The sequence below is a fragment of the Chloroflexota bacterium genome (assembly GCA_020161265.1).
Lineage (GTDB): Bacteria > Chloroflexota > Chloroflexia > Chloroflexales > Herpetosiphonaceae > Herpetosiphon.
The window spans coordinates 506,996-522,502 of record JAIUOC010000003.1 but is presented as its reverse complement, the minus strand read 5'-3'; the positions used below and the strand labels follow the sequence as shown (position 1 = coordinate 522,502).

The 15,507-nt window shown below is 43.8% G+C and carries 12 protein-coding genes; 9 read left to right on the top strand and 3 right to left on the bottom strand.

The window, feature by feature from the left end; all coding sequences use genetic code 11:
* Positions 1–89 precede the first annotated feature (89 nt).
* Together LCH85_09605 and purE are read left to right on the top strand one after the other, a co-directional pair.
* Complete coding sequence (locus tag LCH85_09605; GenBank protein ID MCA0352240.1) at positions 90–1,235, top strand: 5-(carboxyamino)imidazole ribonucleotide synthase; 1,146 nt, start codon at positions 90–92, stop codon at positions 1,233–1,235.
* A 96-nt stretch (positions 1,236–1,331) separates the two neighbouring features.
* Positions 1,332–1,829, top strand: a complete 498-nt coding sequence (gene purE / locus LCH85_09600; protein MCA0352239.1) for a 5-(carboxyamino)imidazole ribonucleotide mutase — start codon at positions 1,332–1,334, stop codon at positions 1,827–1,829.
* An 88-nt stretch (positions 1,830–1,917) separates the two neighbouring features.
* Here purE and LCH85_09595 read toward each other — a convergent pair whose 3' ends face one another.
* The gene (locus tag LCH85_09595; protein MCA0352238.1) at positions 1,918–2,415 is read right to left on the bottom strand and encodes a hypothetical protein; all 498 of its coding nucleotides are present in this window, start codon (positions 2,413–2,415) and stop codon (positions 1,918–1,920) included.
* Positions 2,416–2,500: 85 nt separating this feature from the next.
* Here LCH85_09595 and aroQ point away from each other — a divergent pair, with 85 nt between their 5' ends.
* Complete coding sequence (gene aroQ, locus LCH85_09590; protein ID MCA0352237.1) at positions 2,501–2,935, top strand: type II 3-dehydroquinate dehydratase; 435 nt, start codon at positions 2,501–2,503, stop codon at positions 2,933–2,935.
* Here the strand turns inward: aroQ and LCH85_09585 are convergent.
* The gene (locus LCH85_09585; protein ID MCA0352236.1) at positions 2,932–3,330 is read right to left on the bottom strand and encodes a hypothetical protein; all 399 of its coding nucleotides are present in this window, start codon (positions 3,328–3,330) and stop codon (positions 2,932–2,934) included. The genes aroQ and LCH85_09585 overlap by 4 nt on opposite strands.
* Before the next feature lie 89 nt (positions 3,331–3,419).
* Positions 3,420–4,070, bottom strand: coding sequence for a DedA family protein (locus LCH85_09580; GenBank protein MCA0352235.1), 651 nt, complete (start codon positions 4,068–4,070; stop codon positions 3,420–3,422).
* Positions 4,071–5,759: 1,689 nt separating this feature from the next.
* Between LCH85_09580 and LCH85_09575 the strand changes: the two genes are divergently transcribed.
* The 6 genes from LCH85_09575 to LCH85_09550 all read left to right on the top strand — a co-directional run bounded on the left by LCH85_09575 (position 5,760) and on the right by LCH85_09550 (position 15,482).
* Positions 5,760–7,073, top strand: a complete 1,314-nt coding sequence (locus LCH85_09575) for an NTP transferase domain-containing protein (protein ID MCA0352234.1) — start codon at positions 5,760–5,762, stop codon at positions 7,071–7,073.
* Positions 7,073–8,470 carry a phosphomannomutase/phosphoglucomutase gene (locus tag LCH85_09570; GenBank protein ID MCA0352233.1) on the top strand — a complete coding sequence of 466 codons (1,398 nt, stop codon included), beginning with the start codon at positions 7,073–7,075 and terminating at the stop codon, positions 8,468–8,470. The genes LCH85_09575 and LCH85_09570 overlap by 1 nt, the downstream gene beginning before the upstream one ends.
* Positions 8,471–8,543: 73 nt before the next feature.
* Complete coding sequence (locus LCH85_09565; GenBank protein ID MCA0352232.1) at positions 8,544–9,446, top strand: hypothetical protein; 903 nt, start codon at positions 8,544–8,546, stop codon at positions 9,444–9,446.
* Between the two features lie 37 nt (positions 9,447–9,483).
* Positions 9,484–10,284 carry a hypothetical protein gene (locus tag LCH85_09560; protein MCA0352231.1) on the top strand — a complete coding sequence of 267 codons (801 nt, stop codon included), beginning with the start codon at positions 9,484–9,486 and terminating at the stop codon, positions 10,282–10,284.
* Between the two features lie 48 nt (positions 10,285–10,332).
* Positions 10,333–11,157 (top strand): hypothetical protein, encoded by an 825-nt coding sequence (locus LCH85_09555; protein ID MCA0352230.1) that lies wholly within the window; start codon positions 10,333–10,335, stop codon positions 11,155–11,157.
* A 1,040-nt stretch (positions 11,158–12,197) separates the two neighbouring features.
* Positions 12,198–15,482 carry a CPBP family intramembrane metalloprotease gene (locus tag LCH85_09550; GenBank protein MCA0352229.1) on the top strand — a complete coding sequence of 1,095 codons (3,285 nt, stop codon included), beginning with the start codon at positions 12,198–12,200 and terminating at the stop codon, positions 15,480–15,482.
* The last annotated feature ends 25 nt before the right edge of the window (positions 15,483–15,507 follow it).

Sequence of the window (15,507 nt, the reverse complement as noted above, 5' to 3'; positions counted from 1 at the left end):
CCAAGGGTTGGAAAATCGAACCTTTTTCGTGCTCTTCGTGTTCTTCGTGGTTAAATCTAGACTATTAACTTATAGCTTATTAAGGCATTATGACAAAACGTTTAGGAATTCTTGGTGGCGGCCAATTGGCGCGGATGTTGGTGCAAGCGGCGATTCCCTTGGGAATTGAAACCGTGGTTTTGGCCAACCGCAACGATGAGCCAGCGGCATTGGTCAGCAAAGCGGTGGTTGGCGAGTGGAGTGATCGAGCCTTGCTTGATCAATTTGCTCAAGCGGTTGATGTGGTAGTGCTCGAAAACGAGTTTATTGGCTCGGAAAAATTAGCCTACCTTGCCAGCAAAGGAGTGCAACTTGTCCCCGATCAAGCAACGCTTGGCTTGATTGAAGATAAAGCCCAACAAAAATTAACCTTAGCTGCCGCAGGCTTGCCTGTACCAGCTTTGGCCTTAATCGAATCGTTGGACGACGTGGCGGCCTTTGGGGCTGAACATGGTTTCCCGTTGATGCTGAAAACGCGGCGCAACGGCTACGATGGCCGTGGCACAGCCAAAATCCGCAGCGCCGAAGAGATTGCCAGCGCTTGCAGCTCATTGGGTTTTCCTGAAAATCCAGTGTTTGTTGAGGCATGGGTTCCCTTCGAGGCCGAGTTGGCAACCTTGATTATTCGCTCAGTCAGCGGCGAACAATGCGTCTATCCCGTGATTGAAACCTACCAACCGAGCGGCGTTTGTCGGGTGGTGCGTGCGCCAGCGCCATTTGCGGCGGCCATTCAACAACAGGCCAGCGAGGTTGCCCAAGCGACGGCAGCAGCACTGGGCGGTTTAGGCATCTTGGCGGTTGAAATGTTTCTGACCAGCAAAGGCCAAATTTTGGTCAACGAGCTAGCGCCCCGTCCACACAACACTGGTCACTATTCAATTGAGGGTTGTTATTGCTCACAATTTGAAAATACAATTCGCGCAGCGCTAGGCTGGCCGTTGGGCGATCCTAAGTTGCGTCACCAAAGTGCAGTGATGGTCAATGTGCTCGCGCCAACTACACGACCCTTGGAAAGCAACCTGATTCAAACTGCGCTCAAACCACAGGTGCATGTGCATTGGTACGACAAACGCAGCGCCAAGCCAGGCCGTAAAATTGGCCATATCACCGCTGTGGGAGCCGAGCCAAGCGAAGTTGAAGCACGTGCCCAAGCCGCCGTCGATCAGCTAGAACGAGTTTTAGCTGAACCTGTATAATTGAGCAAACCAACCCACATGTCAAGCCAATCGGGAGTTGCAATGGCGCACCTCGATCAACGCTTGGCATTTTTAATTTCACGCCAAAGGAGCATTATGTCAGCCGTTGTTGGAATTGTGATGGGCAGCGATTCGGATTTGGCGACCATGCAGGCCGCCGCCACCATTTGCCAAGAATTTGGCATTGGTTACGAAATGCGGGTTGTTTCGGCTCACCGCACGCCTGCCTTGATGGCCGAATATGGCCAAACCGCCCATGAACGTGGCCTCAAAGTGATCATCGCTGGGGCGGGCGGAGCAGCTCACTTACCAGGTATGTTAGCGGCTTACACGCCCTTGCCAGTGATTGGTGTACCAGTGCCAATCGGCCACTTACAAGGCGTTGATGCCTTGATGTCGATTGTGCAAATGCCAGGTGGAGTACCAGTTGCAACCGTCGCAATTGGCCAAGCCAAAAACGCAGGTTTATTGGCAATTCAAATTTTGGCCACCGCCGATGCCGCATTACAAGCCAAATTGATTGAATACAAACAAACCATGGCCGCCGAATCGCAAGCCAAAAACACACGGCTTCAGGCCAAGGCAGCGCAATAAGCCTATTTAACCGCGAAGAACGCGAAGCGTTGATCAGATCTGATACTAGTAATCTAACACTTAGTGTAGCTTCGCGCTCTTCGTGGTTTCATAATGGATTGGCTACCAAGACATGGCAACAATGAAAGCCACTAGGCACAAGCAGGCGTTGCTCAAGCACTGCTGCCAACTCAACCTTTATTCCAGTTTGTAGCGGGCAAGCAGCCGGCTCTTGATGCTCAGCGGCTAGTTGGGCAAGCGTGGCATAGCGCAAACCTTGATCAAACCAACGCTGGGCATTGGCAAGATTGTAAAGCCGCAGCCAGAGCCACCAACTCAAGCGATACGCAGCATGATCGATTGGCACACGCCGTTCGCGGGCCAACAAGCCATGACCATAACTGGCAGTTTGATGCCAATAGATTGGGTTGATTAAACTTGCGGTGAGGCTTGTTTGATCACCGTTGTTCAGTGCTTGCGCAACTAAACGCGGCAAGGCTTGCAAGCCAGCAAACGAAAGCCGATCCTCGGGCAATTCTTGATCACTCAGCGTGTGCCAAACCTGAAGCATCGCCTCGCGCTGAGCGTTGGTTAGTTCAAATTCCATCAATTAATTCTCGCTGGCTCCGATTGACATAGATTGAGCTTGGTTGCACAATGGCCTGCAATTTGGCAATCAGGAGCAATGTGATATGCAGATTTTAGTGCTACAAGGCCCAAATCTTAACATGCTTGGCCAACGTGAGCCAACAATTTATGGCTCAACCACGCTGGCCGATATTCATAACGCCATGAGCGAAAAAGCAACCAGCGCAGGCATCGAATTAAGCTTCATTCAATCGAACCATGAAGGCATGTTAGTTGATACCCTTCACGCCCATTATGGTCAAATTCAGGGCATTATTATCAACCCAGGCGCACTGACTCACTATGGTTTGAGCCTACGCGATGGATTAGCCTTGATGGATGTGCCGATCATCGAAGTGCATTTATCGAATGTCTATGCCCGTGAGGCCTTTCGGCATCATTCAGTGGTTGCGGCAATTGCCCAAGGCCAAATTAGCGGGCTTGGTTGGCAAGGCTACCTGTATGCGCTCGATTGGTTTATCCAACGCAAATCGGCTTAATCAGCCCATTGGTCAATAATCGCTGGATGCTGGCCCGCCTGCAAAAGCTGTGATAATTGCTGATGCTCGGCGGCAATCAAACGCTTAACCAACTCGCCTACATACAACTCCCCAGCCGCAGTGTGGATGCGTTGAGTATAGCCAGCCCACGGAATTGCCGCGATGGCTTGGGCCAGTTGTTGGCGTTGTTGATGCCATTGCTCCAGGCTGTTGGCTGCATCAACCAACCGCGGCGGCTGATTGGCGTGAGCAGCACAATCATTGGTAGCTTGTTGCTCTAAGGCAATTAATTGGGCTAAATCGGCGGGTTGCACATACTGCATCGCCGCCAAGCTAGCTGCTCGCGAGGTTTGTAACAATTCTAAAATGGCTTCTTGTTCAACAAAAACCGCCATGGCAACTCCTTATTAACCGCAAATCACGGTACGCACTCTATGATACGTACCGTGATTGATTTGCAATCGGTCGGGGGAAGGGCTTTCGGCTAGACCTGCTTGGATGCAGCGCGGTTGCGGCGAACTTTGAGTACGCGGTTTACCACAAACCAAATCAGGCCCAGGGCAATAATCCCCAAGGCAACTTTTTCATAGCGGTCAACTAAGCCAAGCACATTTTCCCATTGCGAACCAAGCACAATCCCAGCATAGGTCAAAATGCCATTCCAGATCAACGAGCCAAAGGTCGTCCAGAGCAAAAAGCGCCCCATAGGCATACGATTCATGCCTGCCGGAATTGAAATTAAACTACGCACCAAGGGAATCAAGCGCCCAGTAAATACGACGATTTCACCATATTTAGCAAAGAAGCCCAAGGTTTTATCAATATCAGCTTCGCTGATAAAGAAGAATTTGCCATAGCGGCGAATAAAGCGCCGAATAATCGTTTCGTCGGCCCACATGCCAATATAATAGAGCGCCAGAGCACCCAACACTGCGCCAATAGTGCCAGCCAATAACACTGCAACAAGGTTCATTTCACCTTTGCCAACGATAAAACCAGCGAATGGCATCACCAATTCTGAAGGGATCGGGGGAAAGAGGTTTTCGGCAAACATCACCAACGCAATGCCGGGGTAGCTTAACGCAGTAATAATCGCAGTAATAATTGCTTGAACTTTGTCCATTATTTCTGACATGAGTGTTTCTGCTCCTTTAAGTGGGGGGTTGGTGGGCGACACCTACAGGCCGCGCTTGCAAACAATACCCTAATCTCGATATTTCGACAAGTGCTAGCTGAGGGGTCAGTTGTTAGGGATCGGGGGCCAGGTGTCCATCCACGAAGGACACGAAGAGCACGAAGGTTAAGTTTTTAGCCACAGATTTCACAGATTTGCTTAATGTTGCTGCGATAGCCAATCGACTTTGTGTTTCGCCACTGCGTTTCCCTGATCCCTGATCCCTAGCCCCTTCATCGTTCTGCGCCTTTAAGTTAGAGATTACTCATACTTCCCGACAACTTGGGTCAACGTGATGAGTATTATTGGCTGCTCCAATCGTGGTATTTGGATAAAGATTGACAACTACGCCGTGGCGGCATTCTCAATCACACTGGCTGGATGCTGACCTATGCCCTGACTGCCTTGATTGGGGTGCTTGGGTTATTCAGGCGCAGCGAGGGCGTTTGCACTGGCGTTGGGCCTTGCACCTGTTTACGGCGGTAGTTCCTCAAGAAAATCTTTATCCGCCCAGACATCCGCATTGAGGATATGATCCAGTATTTCATCAGTAGTGACTCGCTCATCCGTAGCTGCTAATACAAGGTCATAGACCGTAGGAATGTGGTCGAGGGTAGTGACATCGCCAGTTTATACATAAAATAGTGCAGTTTTCAGCTAGCGTGAGAGCCTTAAGTCGCACATCAAACAAAGTCAGGTTGGTTTTTGTACAGGTATAGTCAATCATCGAAATCGGTTCGGTATCAAGAATGACTAGTGGGGAGTCCACAATCTCCTAATGAGTGGAGTATGATATGTATCATACATAAGGGAGAGGATCTCACAATCCATAGGAATACCAATGAAAATTTTGAATTTGAGGAGACAAGGCTAAACAAGATCACAATGAACTGACTAGAGAAAGCCTAAGAAGCCTTTTCACTGGGAAATGGAACTACCTCCATGACCAACAGAATGGTCTGCATCTCGCGTGGTACTAGGACTAGGGCTAGCCTTGAGACTTATACCATTGTGTGGGCATGAGTTGATGGATACCAATCATCAATAAGAACACAGATATTGGTCATCACCCCAAAAAATGGTATACTGGACATCAACTGAACTCCTACTAATGGTTGCCAAACACATCTATACATGGGGGTTTCGTCTTTTATTGTCAAGTGTATGATCTATGAGGAGATAAAGTTGTACGCCATATTTCATCATAACCCCACCACCCATAGTCTCATTGCCACTCTTTCACCTATCCCTATCAAATAGCACGTTACCGCTATGCTGCGGCAACGCGATCAGTCAGAGTGGAATCGAGCAACATATACAGGTGCGAACGATCCGCAAACCAGCAAGAAGTCATCGTAATTCTCTGATATATTTTGTTTGTTAACAATATCTTTACGCCTTACCCACAAATACCGCATTCGGTATCATATAGGCAGAATATCAAACTCCAAGCAGGGTCTACCAAAAGAAAGGCTAGTTCATCCAGCTGAAACTTGGGTACAATCCAAGCTGGACTCATAGAACCAGCTATTGTAGTAGACGCACTAGTCAGTTTGGATAGTGGAACTGCAAAGGCTAAGGTCTGAAATCTGCTGATAAGGGTATGGTACTAGCTATTAAGGTGGTTTAATGATTAACAGGAATATGCCAATGTTGGTTATACTGGCGGCAGGGTCTAGCTCACGGTTATGGCCTATCAAGGATAAGTCGTTAGTAAATTTTTTGGGAAAATCATTACTTGAACAGCAGTTGGATATATATATTACCCTAGGATTCACTAATATTGTAGTCATCTGCAATATTAGCAATAAATCATCTATTGAAGAAATTCTATCAACATTAAGTATACAGTATCGCAATATAGATTTTAAGGTGACTATTCAATCTAATCAAAAAGGTATGGGAGACGCTCTCCTTAGCTTAAAACCAATTTCAGGAACATTTCCAATTTATCTGTGTCAAGTACATGACATTTTTGATTCTTCATTCCATCATTCCCTACTTCAATCCTTCAATACAGATCAAACAGCAACCTGGATTGCTGCTTATAAAGTAAAAAGTTATTTTCCTGGTGGATATCTTGTAGTAGATGGAAATATGACGATAATGGATATCGTTGAAAAACCAAAGCCGGGTTTAGAACCAAGCGATCTTGTTAATATAGTAGCACATATACACCCTAATCTAGATGAGTTATTATATTATATCGATAATGAATACAAAGATTCTTCTATAAAGACAGACGACCATTATGAACGTGCCATGGCGAAGATGATGAAGAAATCATCATATAAAGCTGTACCATATAATGGTTCATGGAATCCAATAAAGTATCCTTGGCATATCTTACGTGCTATGGATTACTATTTACATATTATGCATGAGAGCTATATATCGCAAAGTGCGAAAATTGAAGATGGGGCCAATATTGTCGGACCTGTCATCATTGAGGATGGAGTAAGAATTTTCAAAGGAGCTGATATTAGAGGACCGGTATATATTGGTAAAGGATCTTTAATTGGGCAATTTGCGCAAGTGCGCCATTCAATGATAGGCAGTAATTGTGAGATTGGACTAGGATCAGAAGTTAACAGAAGTTACATAGGTCAAGGAGCTAGACTACATAGTAGTAAAGCGCTTGATAGTATTCTTGCCGATAATAGGCCAGGACAATATATTAATTTGGCTGCTGGTTCGATCACTGCAAATCTTAGAGTAGACTATAAAAATATCTATTCCGCTATAAAGGGTGATCGTATTGATACAGAAAGAGATAAGTTGGGTGCTATGATAGGGGCTGGAACATTCATTGGTATCAATGCTGCACTAATGCCTGGAATAAAGATAGGAGAAGAATGTATTATAGGACCAGGAACAATTGTTGATCAAGATATTCCTGATAAAAGTCGATTCTTTGTAAAACAAGATAATGTACTTTCTTCTCTGAATGAAAAGGATAAGTAATGAATACTGCTATTCCAGAAAATATCTTCCGAAGTAATGATATTCGCGGTCTAGTCGAAGTCGATCTTACTAATAATATATACTATTTACTTGGGAAAGGCTACGGAACATTTATTCAACAACAAGGTCAGGACGAAATCTATGTAGGATTTGATACTCGACCTTCATCCAGTGACTTTGCTCAAGCATTTATTCAGGGACTTGTTTCAACTGGATGTAGGGTATATAATCTTGGGATGGTTCCTGTACCAGTACTCTATTATAGTGTTACAAGAACTATTAAAGGTTTTGGAGCTATGGTAACAGCAAGCCATCTTCCTGCTAAATATAATGGTCTAAAAATTTGCTACGGAAGTACATCCTTATCAAAAGGAGATATTCTAAAAATACGCGATATTATTCAGAATAATGATTTCTTATCCAAATTAGGATTCATTGAAGATAAGATAAATATTGCGGATGATTACATCGACTATATTATCAAATCCTTAAGAATTGAATCGAAAGTCAAAGTGGTTATTGATTGTCAAAACGGAGCAGCAAGTCTAATCGCTCCCAGAATAATGGAGAAAATTGCATCAGTTGTAGATACTGTTCACTGTAATATCAGTACAAACTATCCATTTGATCGACCAGATCCACAGGTTGCAGGAAATTTGGTTAATCTACAAGAGCATGTAGTTAGATCTAACGCTGATATTGGTATTGCATACGATGGAGATGGTGATAGGTTTGTAGTAGTTGACCATAAAGGCAAATATATCTCGCCAGACTATATTCTTGCACTATTTGCTAGAGATGTGTTAACATCATTACAAGAAAAAAGTGAAGGTAAAATCGTTTTTGATGTTCTTTCATCGATGACTTTATTTGATGAGGTACAAAAAAATAATGGTATCCCCTTATGGTGTAAATCAGGACACTCTTATATCAAACAAATGATGGTTAAAGAGAATGCTCTTCTAGGTGGTGAGAGTAGCGGGCATATGTGCTTCGCGGATCGCTATCTAGGTTATGATGATGGAATCTATGCATCTTGTCGCCTTGTTGAACTAATCTCAAAGATTCAGACATCCCTTCAATTATTAATCGAAAGTTTACCTCGTTATATTACTACACCAGAAAGTCGTCCATTTTGCCCAGACAATCTAAAATTTAATGTAATAGAGAAATTCAAAGAACGATTATACTCAACAGAGTATACATTTACAACTCTGGATGGTGTAGAAATTTATTTTCCTGAAGGCCGTGGAGTTGTACGAGCCGCCAATACTGAACCTGCACTTAGCATAAGATTTGAGGCAGATAATTCAGTTGCTCTAAATACACATAGTACAGTTATCTGGAGAATAATAGACGAATCTGCTAAATCACTAGGATTTACATTATATTACTAACACTCTCGTAATATTTTCTATATATTATTTATTCAAATTCAATATTATATAGAAATCACCCAAAGGAGCATTTATGAGAATTATAGCAATAATTTCATTGGATAGTAATAAAAGCCAAAAAATAATGAGTTCTCAGGTTTTTCGAGAATTAGCAGGTAAACCAATTATAACTCATTGCATCGAAACATTATATACATTAAACGATATTGAATTAATATTAATTACAGGATTAACAAATATACCTATTGAGCTTACCAATAGAAAGAAAGTTGAATTTATCCAAGATGGTGCCGATAAGATAAGAATCGGCGCTTTCGATAATTATGATGCTATTCTTTTAATTAATGGATTCTTTCCTTTACTCTCAGAAAAGACTATTAAATTACTGATAAATTCTATATTACATAAAAAATTAGTATATATTGATACTACAAAATTAAATCCTTTGAACAATCAACAATGGAATTCAAGTAAAATCATGTTGATAAATAGACTATTTCCTTATGGGGAGACATATGATTTAGAAAATATTTTTGATTCCACAAATATATATAGTTCAGATGTTAATAATGAATATATTACGTCTATAGATCCTATAGATAAATCAGAAATTGTAGAAGTAGTAGATAATGAAACTTGGTCTTCTACATATGCAAAAATAAGAGAAATAATTAATCGCAAACATATGCTCAATGGCATTACGATTGTTGAGCCAACGACCACATATATCGATATAGATGTTGTGATAGGATTGGATACGACAATTTATCCAGGAACTATTATTAGTGGCCCGACTAAAATAGGAAATAACTGTATAATAGGCCCAAAAGCTGTTATACATAACAGTAAGATTGAATCAGATTGTATCATACGCAGTGCAGTTATTGAGGATTGTTATATCAGCCGCAAGTCTATTATTGATTCAAATATCCATTTAAATGGTCAATCTATTACTCCAGATTCACAATTCTTTTAATATAGATCTTTAGTTTTATTGATGATGAGGATTTTATATGCAATGGCTATTATCTCTCGTCGGCATTGATAGTATCAAAGATATCATAATTAATCTTATCGCCACATCAATAGGTATTGCCTTAGGATATTTCTTTAAAAGGCTTACTGACTGGCGTAAAAAACGTAAGATAAATAAAGTTTTAATTAGTTTTTTAGGATCAAGCACAAAGAGTATCTATGTACTCCACTCAGCTATAAATGATCCTACTAGATCTTCTTATAACATTCCTTATGAAGATGTTGAAAACGTCACAAAAGCAGCTGTCTTATTATATAAGACAGGAAAAGAGCAAGATAAAGACTTCGATATTGTAAGTGAAAACAAATTACTTGATCAAAACAGTAATATAGAGATACATATTCGATCTAGAAATATTATATCAATTTGTGGACCAAAGAGGAGTGCTATCGTCAATAGACTCCTTTCTAATCATAATAAGAAACTTAGATATGAGTTCAAAACAAATGATTTAGGTATATATTATATATACGATCATCAACTTGGAACGAATATAACTTCATCAAGAGATAATCCTGAATACCGTGGAAATGATGATCAATACGATTATGGATTAATTATTTCTATGCCTAATCCCTTAAATAATGAATGCAATGTTGTATTATTCACAGGAATACACGGCATTGGTTCCCGTGGAGCAATTGACTTTATTAGTGATCCTATTAACATGGAAAGGTTATGTAACGAGCGAAAAAAAGGCATTATTCAGGCATTAGTAAAGGTAGATTACCAAAATAATAGTCATATAATCGATGATATTATATTGGTTGGCTCATAACACCTATATTCGAATTATTCTTCATGCAACATAGAAAGCGAGTACCTTATGCAAGTCATAGAATCTTTTATGGAATCAAAAAACGGCGATATGGACGGATGTGAAGACTCGATTTTCATAAACGATCATTTTGCTTGCGTGATTGATGGTGTTAGCAGTAAATTTGGAAAACTATGGGAAGGAAAAACAAGCGGAAAGATGGCTACTATACTACTAGAAAATGCAATAAAAGTCCTCCCAAGAACTGCTTCTCTTGACGAAGCTGTAGCAGCATTGACATTAAGTATAGCTGATTATTACCAAAAAAATGGAATATATGAGAACTTAAAGGAGAACACAGCAGAACGTTTTAGCGCTACTATATCATTATACAGTGATTATCATCGAGAAGTTTGGTCTATAGGGGATGTACAATGTTTGATTGATGGAAAAGTTTATGTGAACCGTATGCTGATTGATGATATTGTAGTTAATACGCGTGCATTATATCTAGAACTTGAACTAATAGAAGGTAAACAGCCTAATCAGATTATGGAGTCAGATCTAGGAAGAAAGTTTATTTCATCACTAATTCAGAGACAAGGCATATTCCAGAATTCACCAATTAATAGCCCATATGCTTTTGGAGTTGTTGATGGATTCGATATTCCCAAGAATCTTATTACAGTAACGGCTATTGGAAAAACAAACGAAGTTGTGTTAGCTAGTGATGGCTATCCTGATGTCCGATCTACTTTGATGGAGTCGGAAGCGATATTAGCAACTATTCTTAAGGAAGATCCTCTTTGTATGAGAATATTTAAAGCAGTAAAAGGATTAGGGGAAGGTCGCACATCTTATGATGATCGTGCTTACCTGAGATTCCGTATATAGCTAACACTAACGCTCCTTAAATATAATTGGGGTAATTACACAAACTTACTCGTAAGTAAGTTTGTGTAATTACCTACGAGACATATGGATGGTATCAATAAAGATGGATACCATCTCACTGGCAACCTAATGATTAGTCGTCCTGAGCGTTTATGTGTAGTGTAAACTATCAATTAGGATAGCCAATTAATCACCAGCAACTTTCGCTACAGCAGCTATGTGATTCAGGCAAGCTTACATCAGCAGAGTGTGCGGATTTGCCACCATTGGGTGCGACGGCTGATGCGGAGGGACAATCTCCACTGCGCTACACGAAATGTCTACGGAAATGACCATGCATACAGCGCATCTGCCGCCATAAATCACCTGATGCACCAGTTCACGGTGACAGACCAATGCCTGCTAGTTTAACAACATCACTGCCATTCATCGGTGCTGAGGAACTGTCTATATGACGGAGATGTTGGACTTTTATAACCACAAAGTGTTTGAATTGGTTGGACACTGGATGGGCCGATAGATGCGACCTTCGTGCGACAGCATGCTACCAATACATAGCTTATGCTCATAGTGATGGCAATACATCGAGATTGTTTATAATCACTAGTGGCTGAATTCAGGCGTAGGCTATGCCAGGTGGAACGGATACGGATAGGAACGGTTCTCCATCAAATAGTGACTACATCAGAGCCTCGTGGTGTTAGTTGGGTGATTGCTTCCAGCACACCACAAAGTTCTTCAACAAACACTGTCAGAGTTTAAGTTGTTACTACCTATGGGTAAGGGATCAGTTTTGAAATCTCGAAGAACACGAAGCTTGAAACCACGAAGGACGTGAAGATCGCGAAGGCTACTTATTCCAAAGCCCGGCCCGCTAGCCACTGAAACCTGACCTCTCGTCTTTCTCTGCGCCGCTGCGTTAATTCCGATCCCCGACCTCCAACAGCTGATCCCCAACTCCTATGTTCTATGTTCTTTGCTCTATGCTCTCATTTAGCTTTATACTTAGGCTAGCAACCAAACAGCGATGGAGGGATGGCGTGCACAAGCCCGATACCAAACGACTGATTCCCCCAGGTTTTTTCCTTTTAGCCTTATTTGGCATTTTCTTAGCGATTGTCTTTGCTACTGAATCAACGCCTATGGCCGAGATTCGCTTTAACGTGGATCGTGATGCTGCCTTGAATGGCTCGGTGTATGCAGTGTTAGGCGTAGGCGGCGATCCTAGCCAATTTACCCAAACAATCACCTTTGGCTCAAACAACGATGCTCAATCGTATTTGATTCGCGAACACAGTCGCGAATTGCTCAATCAACGGGTTGATGAAGATCTTAATCTGGCTAGTTGGAATGTGCGGTTTTGGCGTGAGCTTGATCCGGAGCAATGGTTGGTCAGCATTTCGCCAACCACAGGCCGCATCTTAGCAATTAATCATATACGCCCCGATGAAGCCAGCGGAGCCAAGTTGAGCCAAGCCGAGGCCTTGTTAATAGCGCAAGACCAATTGCCAATTCCGCTTGATCAATTAACCTTGCTCGATCAATTTACCACACAACAGCCCAACCGCACCGACCATACCTTTACTTGGCAGCGCCGTGATATCAGCGATGCTGAGGCTCAATATCGCTACAGCGTTACGATTGCAGGTAATGAACTGGGCCAATTGAGCGAGTATTATTGGCTGCCCCAATCGTGGTATTTGGATAAAGATTGGCAACTGCGCCGTGGTGGTATTCTCAACCACACTGGCTGGACGCTGACCTATGCCCTGACAGCCTTGATTGGCGTGGCTTGGTTTATTCAGGCACGGCGGGGGCGATTACGCTGGCGTTGGGCCTTGCGCCTATTTGCGGCAGTTGCCGTGGTTGGCGTGTTGGTCATGCTCAACAGCATTCCGCTCGATTTAGCTCATTATGATATTAACCAAAGCCTGCCGGTTTACTGGGGCAATGTGCTCAGTGGCTATGTTGGTCAGCTTGTTGCCATCGCCACTACGATCCTCTTGGCGGGTATGGCTGGCGAGGCGCTAGTTTGGGAAAAAACCGAGGGCAGCGTTTCGTTGAGCGAAACCCTGACCCGCCGTGGTTTAGTGAGTCGCCCAGTCGTGCAGGCTTTATGGATTGGCGGCTTGGTTGGAATTTTCCAGCTAGGCTTTGTTTCGGCCTTTTATGCCTTGGGTAGTCGCTATTTTGGGGTGTGGTCGCCCGTTACGCCTTTGTACGATGATACGATCGCTACGCCGTTTCCTGCTCTATATGGCATGGCGCTGGGCTTGTTACCTGCGATCGGCGAGGAATTGATCTTTCGCTTGGGCGGGATTACGGTGTTGACCCGTTATTTTGGCCGACCCAAGCTAGCAATCATTGTGACAGCCGTGGTTTGGGCTTCGCTACACGCTACCTATCCTCAACATCCGTTTTATATTCGCGTGGTTGAATTAAGCATTATTGGGATTTTGTTTGGCTTTTTGAGTGTGCGCTACGGCGTATTGGCCTCAATTGCTGCTCACTATACCTACAATGCCTCGCTATACGTGCCACTCTTTTGGAAAACTAATAACTTCTATTTGCTTAGCGGAATTGCCGCCGCCGCCTTGGTGTTATGGTTGCTGGTTCCTGCCATCATTCGCCAATTGCGGGGAATTCCGCTTGAAAACGATAATACGATTCGGGCTGCGCTGCCGCCGCAAGTGCCTGAGCCAGTTGTGCCCCAATTAAGCTGGCAATGGCGAAGTGATTGGAAGCTGTTTGCAGGTTTATCGGGATTGGCGGTCATTTTGTTGCTGGTAATTGGGCTGAATCGTGCGCCCGCCTTGGCTCGCAACGGCGTGCGCCAAGATATGGTTACCCGCACCGAAGCCCTCGCCCAAGAGCTTAAGATCGATCTGACAGGCTTGAACCCCAGTGTTACGGTTGTGGCCGATTGGGTTGACCTTGATTTGGCCTATATTTATGATCAACTAGACCCTGAGCAAAACGCTGCGGCGATTGAAAAAGGCACAGTTCGCGCTTGGAGCGTGCGCTGGTCGAATTGGGATCGACCTGAGTACAATTGGTTGGTGTATCTCGATCCGGCTGGGCGTTTGCTATCGTATCGCTTGAGTTTGCCCGAAAATGCCAAGGCGATTTCAACCACGCTCGAACAAGCGCAAACGATCGCAACCACCCATGCCAGCCAATTTATTGCGCTTGATCAGTATGAGTTGAGCAATACTAGCACCAGCCAAAAGCCCAATCGCAGCGATTATAGCTTTGTCTGGCAAACCAAAATGCCATGGATTGGCGAGGCCTATCGGCGCTTCGAGGTAACCGTAGCTGGCGATCAAGTAATTACTAGTTCGCCCTCGATGTACACCCCACCGGAATATCGGCGTGAGCGCGACCAAACCACCTTGAGCGAAAGCATTCTGAGTAGTTTGCGCAGCGCCTTGCGTGGCATTCCGGCCACAATCTTGCCAATTTTGGGCTTGATTGGCATTTTTCGGCGGCGTACCGAGCTTTGGCCATGGGTTTGGCTAGGGATCATTGCTGGGATTGGCTACGTAATTCAGGGTGCTGGGCGTTGGACATTTGCCCAAGTTAGCGAACTACCACGCTTTATTCTAGCCATCAGCCAAACCTTGGCTAATGCCATCTTGAATGGTGGCGAGCTAGCCTTGTTGGGAGCAGGCGCGGCGACCGCTTGGAACCTGACCAAAAACGAGCAACAATTGCCGCTTGAGGCCTTTATTCGGGCAATTCCGCATCGAATTCAAGATTTTGTGGCCGATCGAGCACAAGTTTTACGACGCGAAAGCATTGTGTTAGGGATTTTGATCGTGCCATGGATCTTGCTGATTCGTAGCAGCATTGGCTTTACGACCGCCAAAGCTGGGTTTTGGGCCAGCGTTCAACCACTGAACGCACAATCAGCAATGCTTGATATACTATTACAAGCAACATTTGATGCAATTACCACAAGTTTGCTCTTGATCGGTAGCCTGAGCATGCTAACATGGGTAGTACGTGGGAAGCAGCAGATCGCCTTGGCAATTACCTGTCTTGGAATGGCGTTGGTCCTCTTGCCGTTGCGCGAACCAGCTCAATGGCTCGTTTTAGGGCTAGCTGTGCTGTTGAGCTTTTGGCTTGGCCGCATGCTGCGCTGGAATGGCTTGGCTTTAACTGTTGCTTTATGGTTGGCAAACATTGTACCAGCCGCCCTAACCTTACTTGCAACAACCCCACTTGCATTGCAACTGAACGGCGCAGCCTTAATTGTGTTGCTCTGTGGCTTCTGCGGGTGGTATCTCGGTGGATGGTGGCAAACACAGAATGCAGAAAATTAATCAGACTTATACAATCACTCAGCGG

Coding starts and splice junctions, on each gene's coding strand:
- LCH85_09605 (MCA0352240.1), top strand. CDS start 90: ATGACAAAACGTTTAGGAATTCTTGGTGGCGGCCAATTGGCGCGGATG.
- purE (MCA0352239.1), top strand. CDS start 1,332: ATGTCAGCCGTTGTTGGAATTGTGATGGGCAGCGATTCGGATTTGGCG.
- LCH85_09595 (MCA0352238.1), bottom strand. CDS start 2,415: ATGGAATTTGAACTAACCAACGCTCAGCGCGAGGCGATGCTTCAGGTT.
- aroQ (MCA0352237.1), top strand. CDS start 2,501: ATGCAGATTTTAGTGCTACAAGGCCCAAATCTTAACATGCTTGGCCAA.
- LCH85_09585 (MCA0352236.1), bottom strand. CDS start 3,330: ATGGCGGTTTTTGTTGAACAAGAAGCCATTTTAGAATTGTTACAAACC.
- LCH85_09580 (MCA0352235.1), bottom strand. CDS start 4,070: ATGTCAGAAATAATGGACAAAGTTCAAGCAATTATTACTGCGATTATT.
- LCH85_09575 (MCA0352234.1), top strand. CDS start 5,760: ATGTTGGTTATACTGGCGGCAGGGTCTAGCTCACGGTTATGGCCTATC.
- LCH85_09570 (MCA0352233.1), top strand. CDS start 7,073: ATGAATACTGCTATTCCAGAAAATATCTTCCGAAGTAATGATATTCGC.
- LCH85_09565 (MCA0352232.1), top strand. CDS start 8,544: ATGAGAATTATAGCAATAATTTCATTGGATAGTAATAAAAGCCAAAAA.
- LCH85_09560 (MCA0352231.1), top strand. CDS start 9,484: ATGCAATGGCTATTATCTCTCGTCGGCATTGATAGTATCAAAGATATC.
- LCH85_09555 (MCA0352230.1), top strand. CDS start 10,333: ATGCAAGTCATAGAATCTTTTATGGAATCAAAAAACGGCGATATGGAC.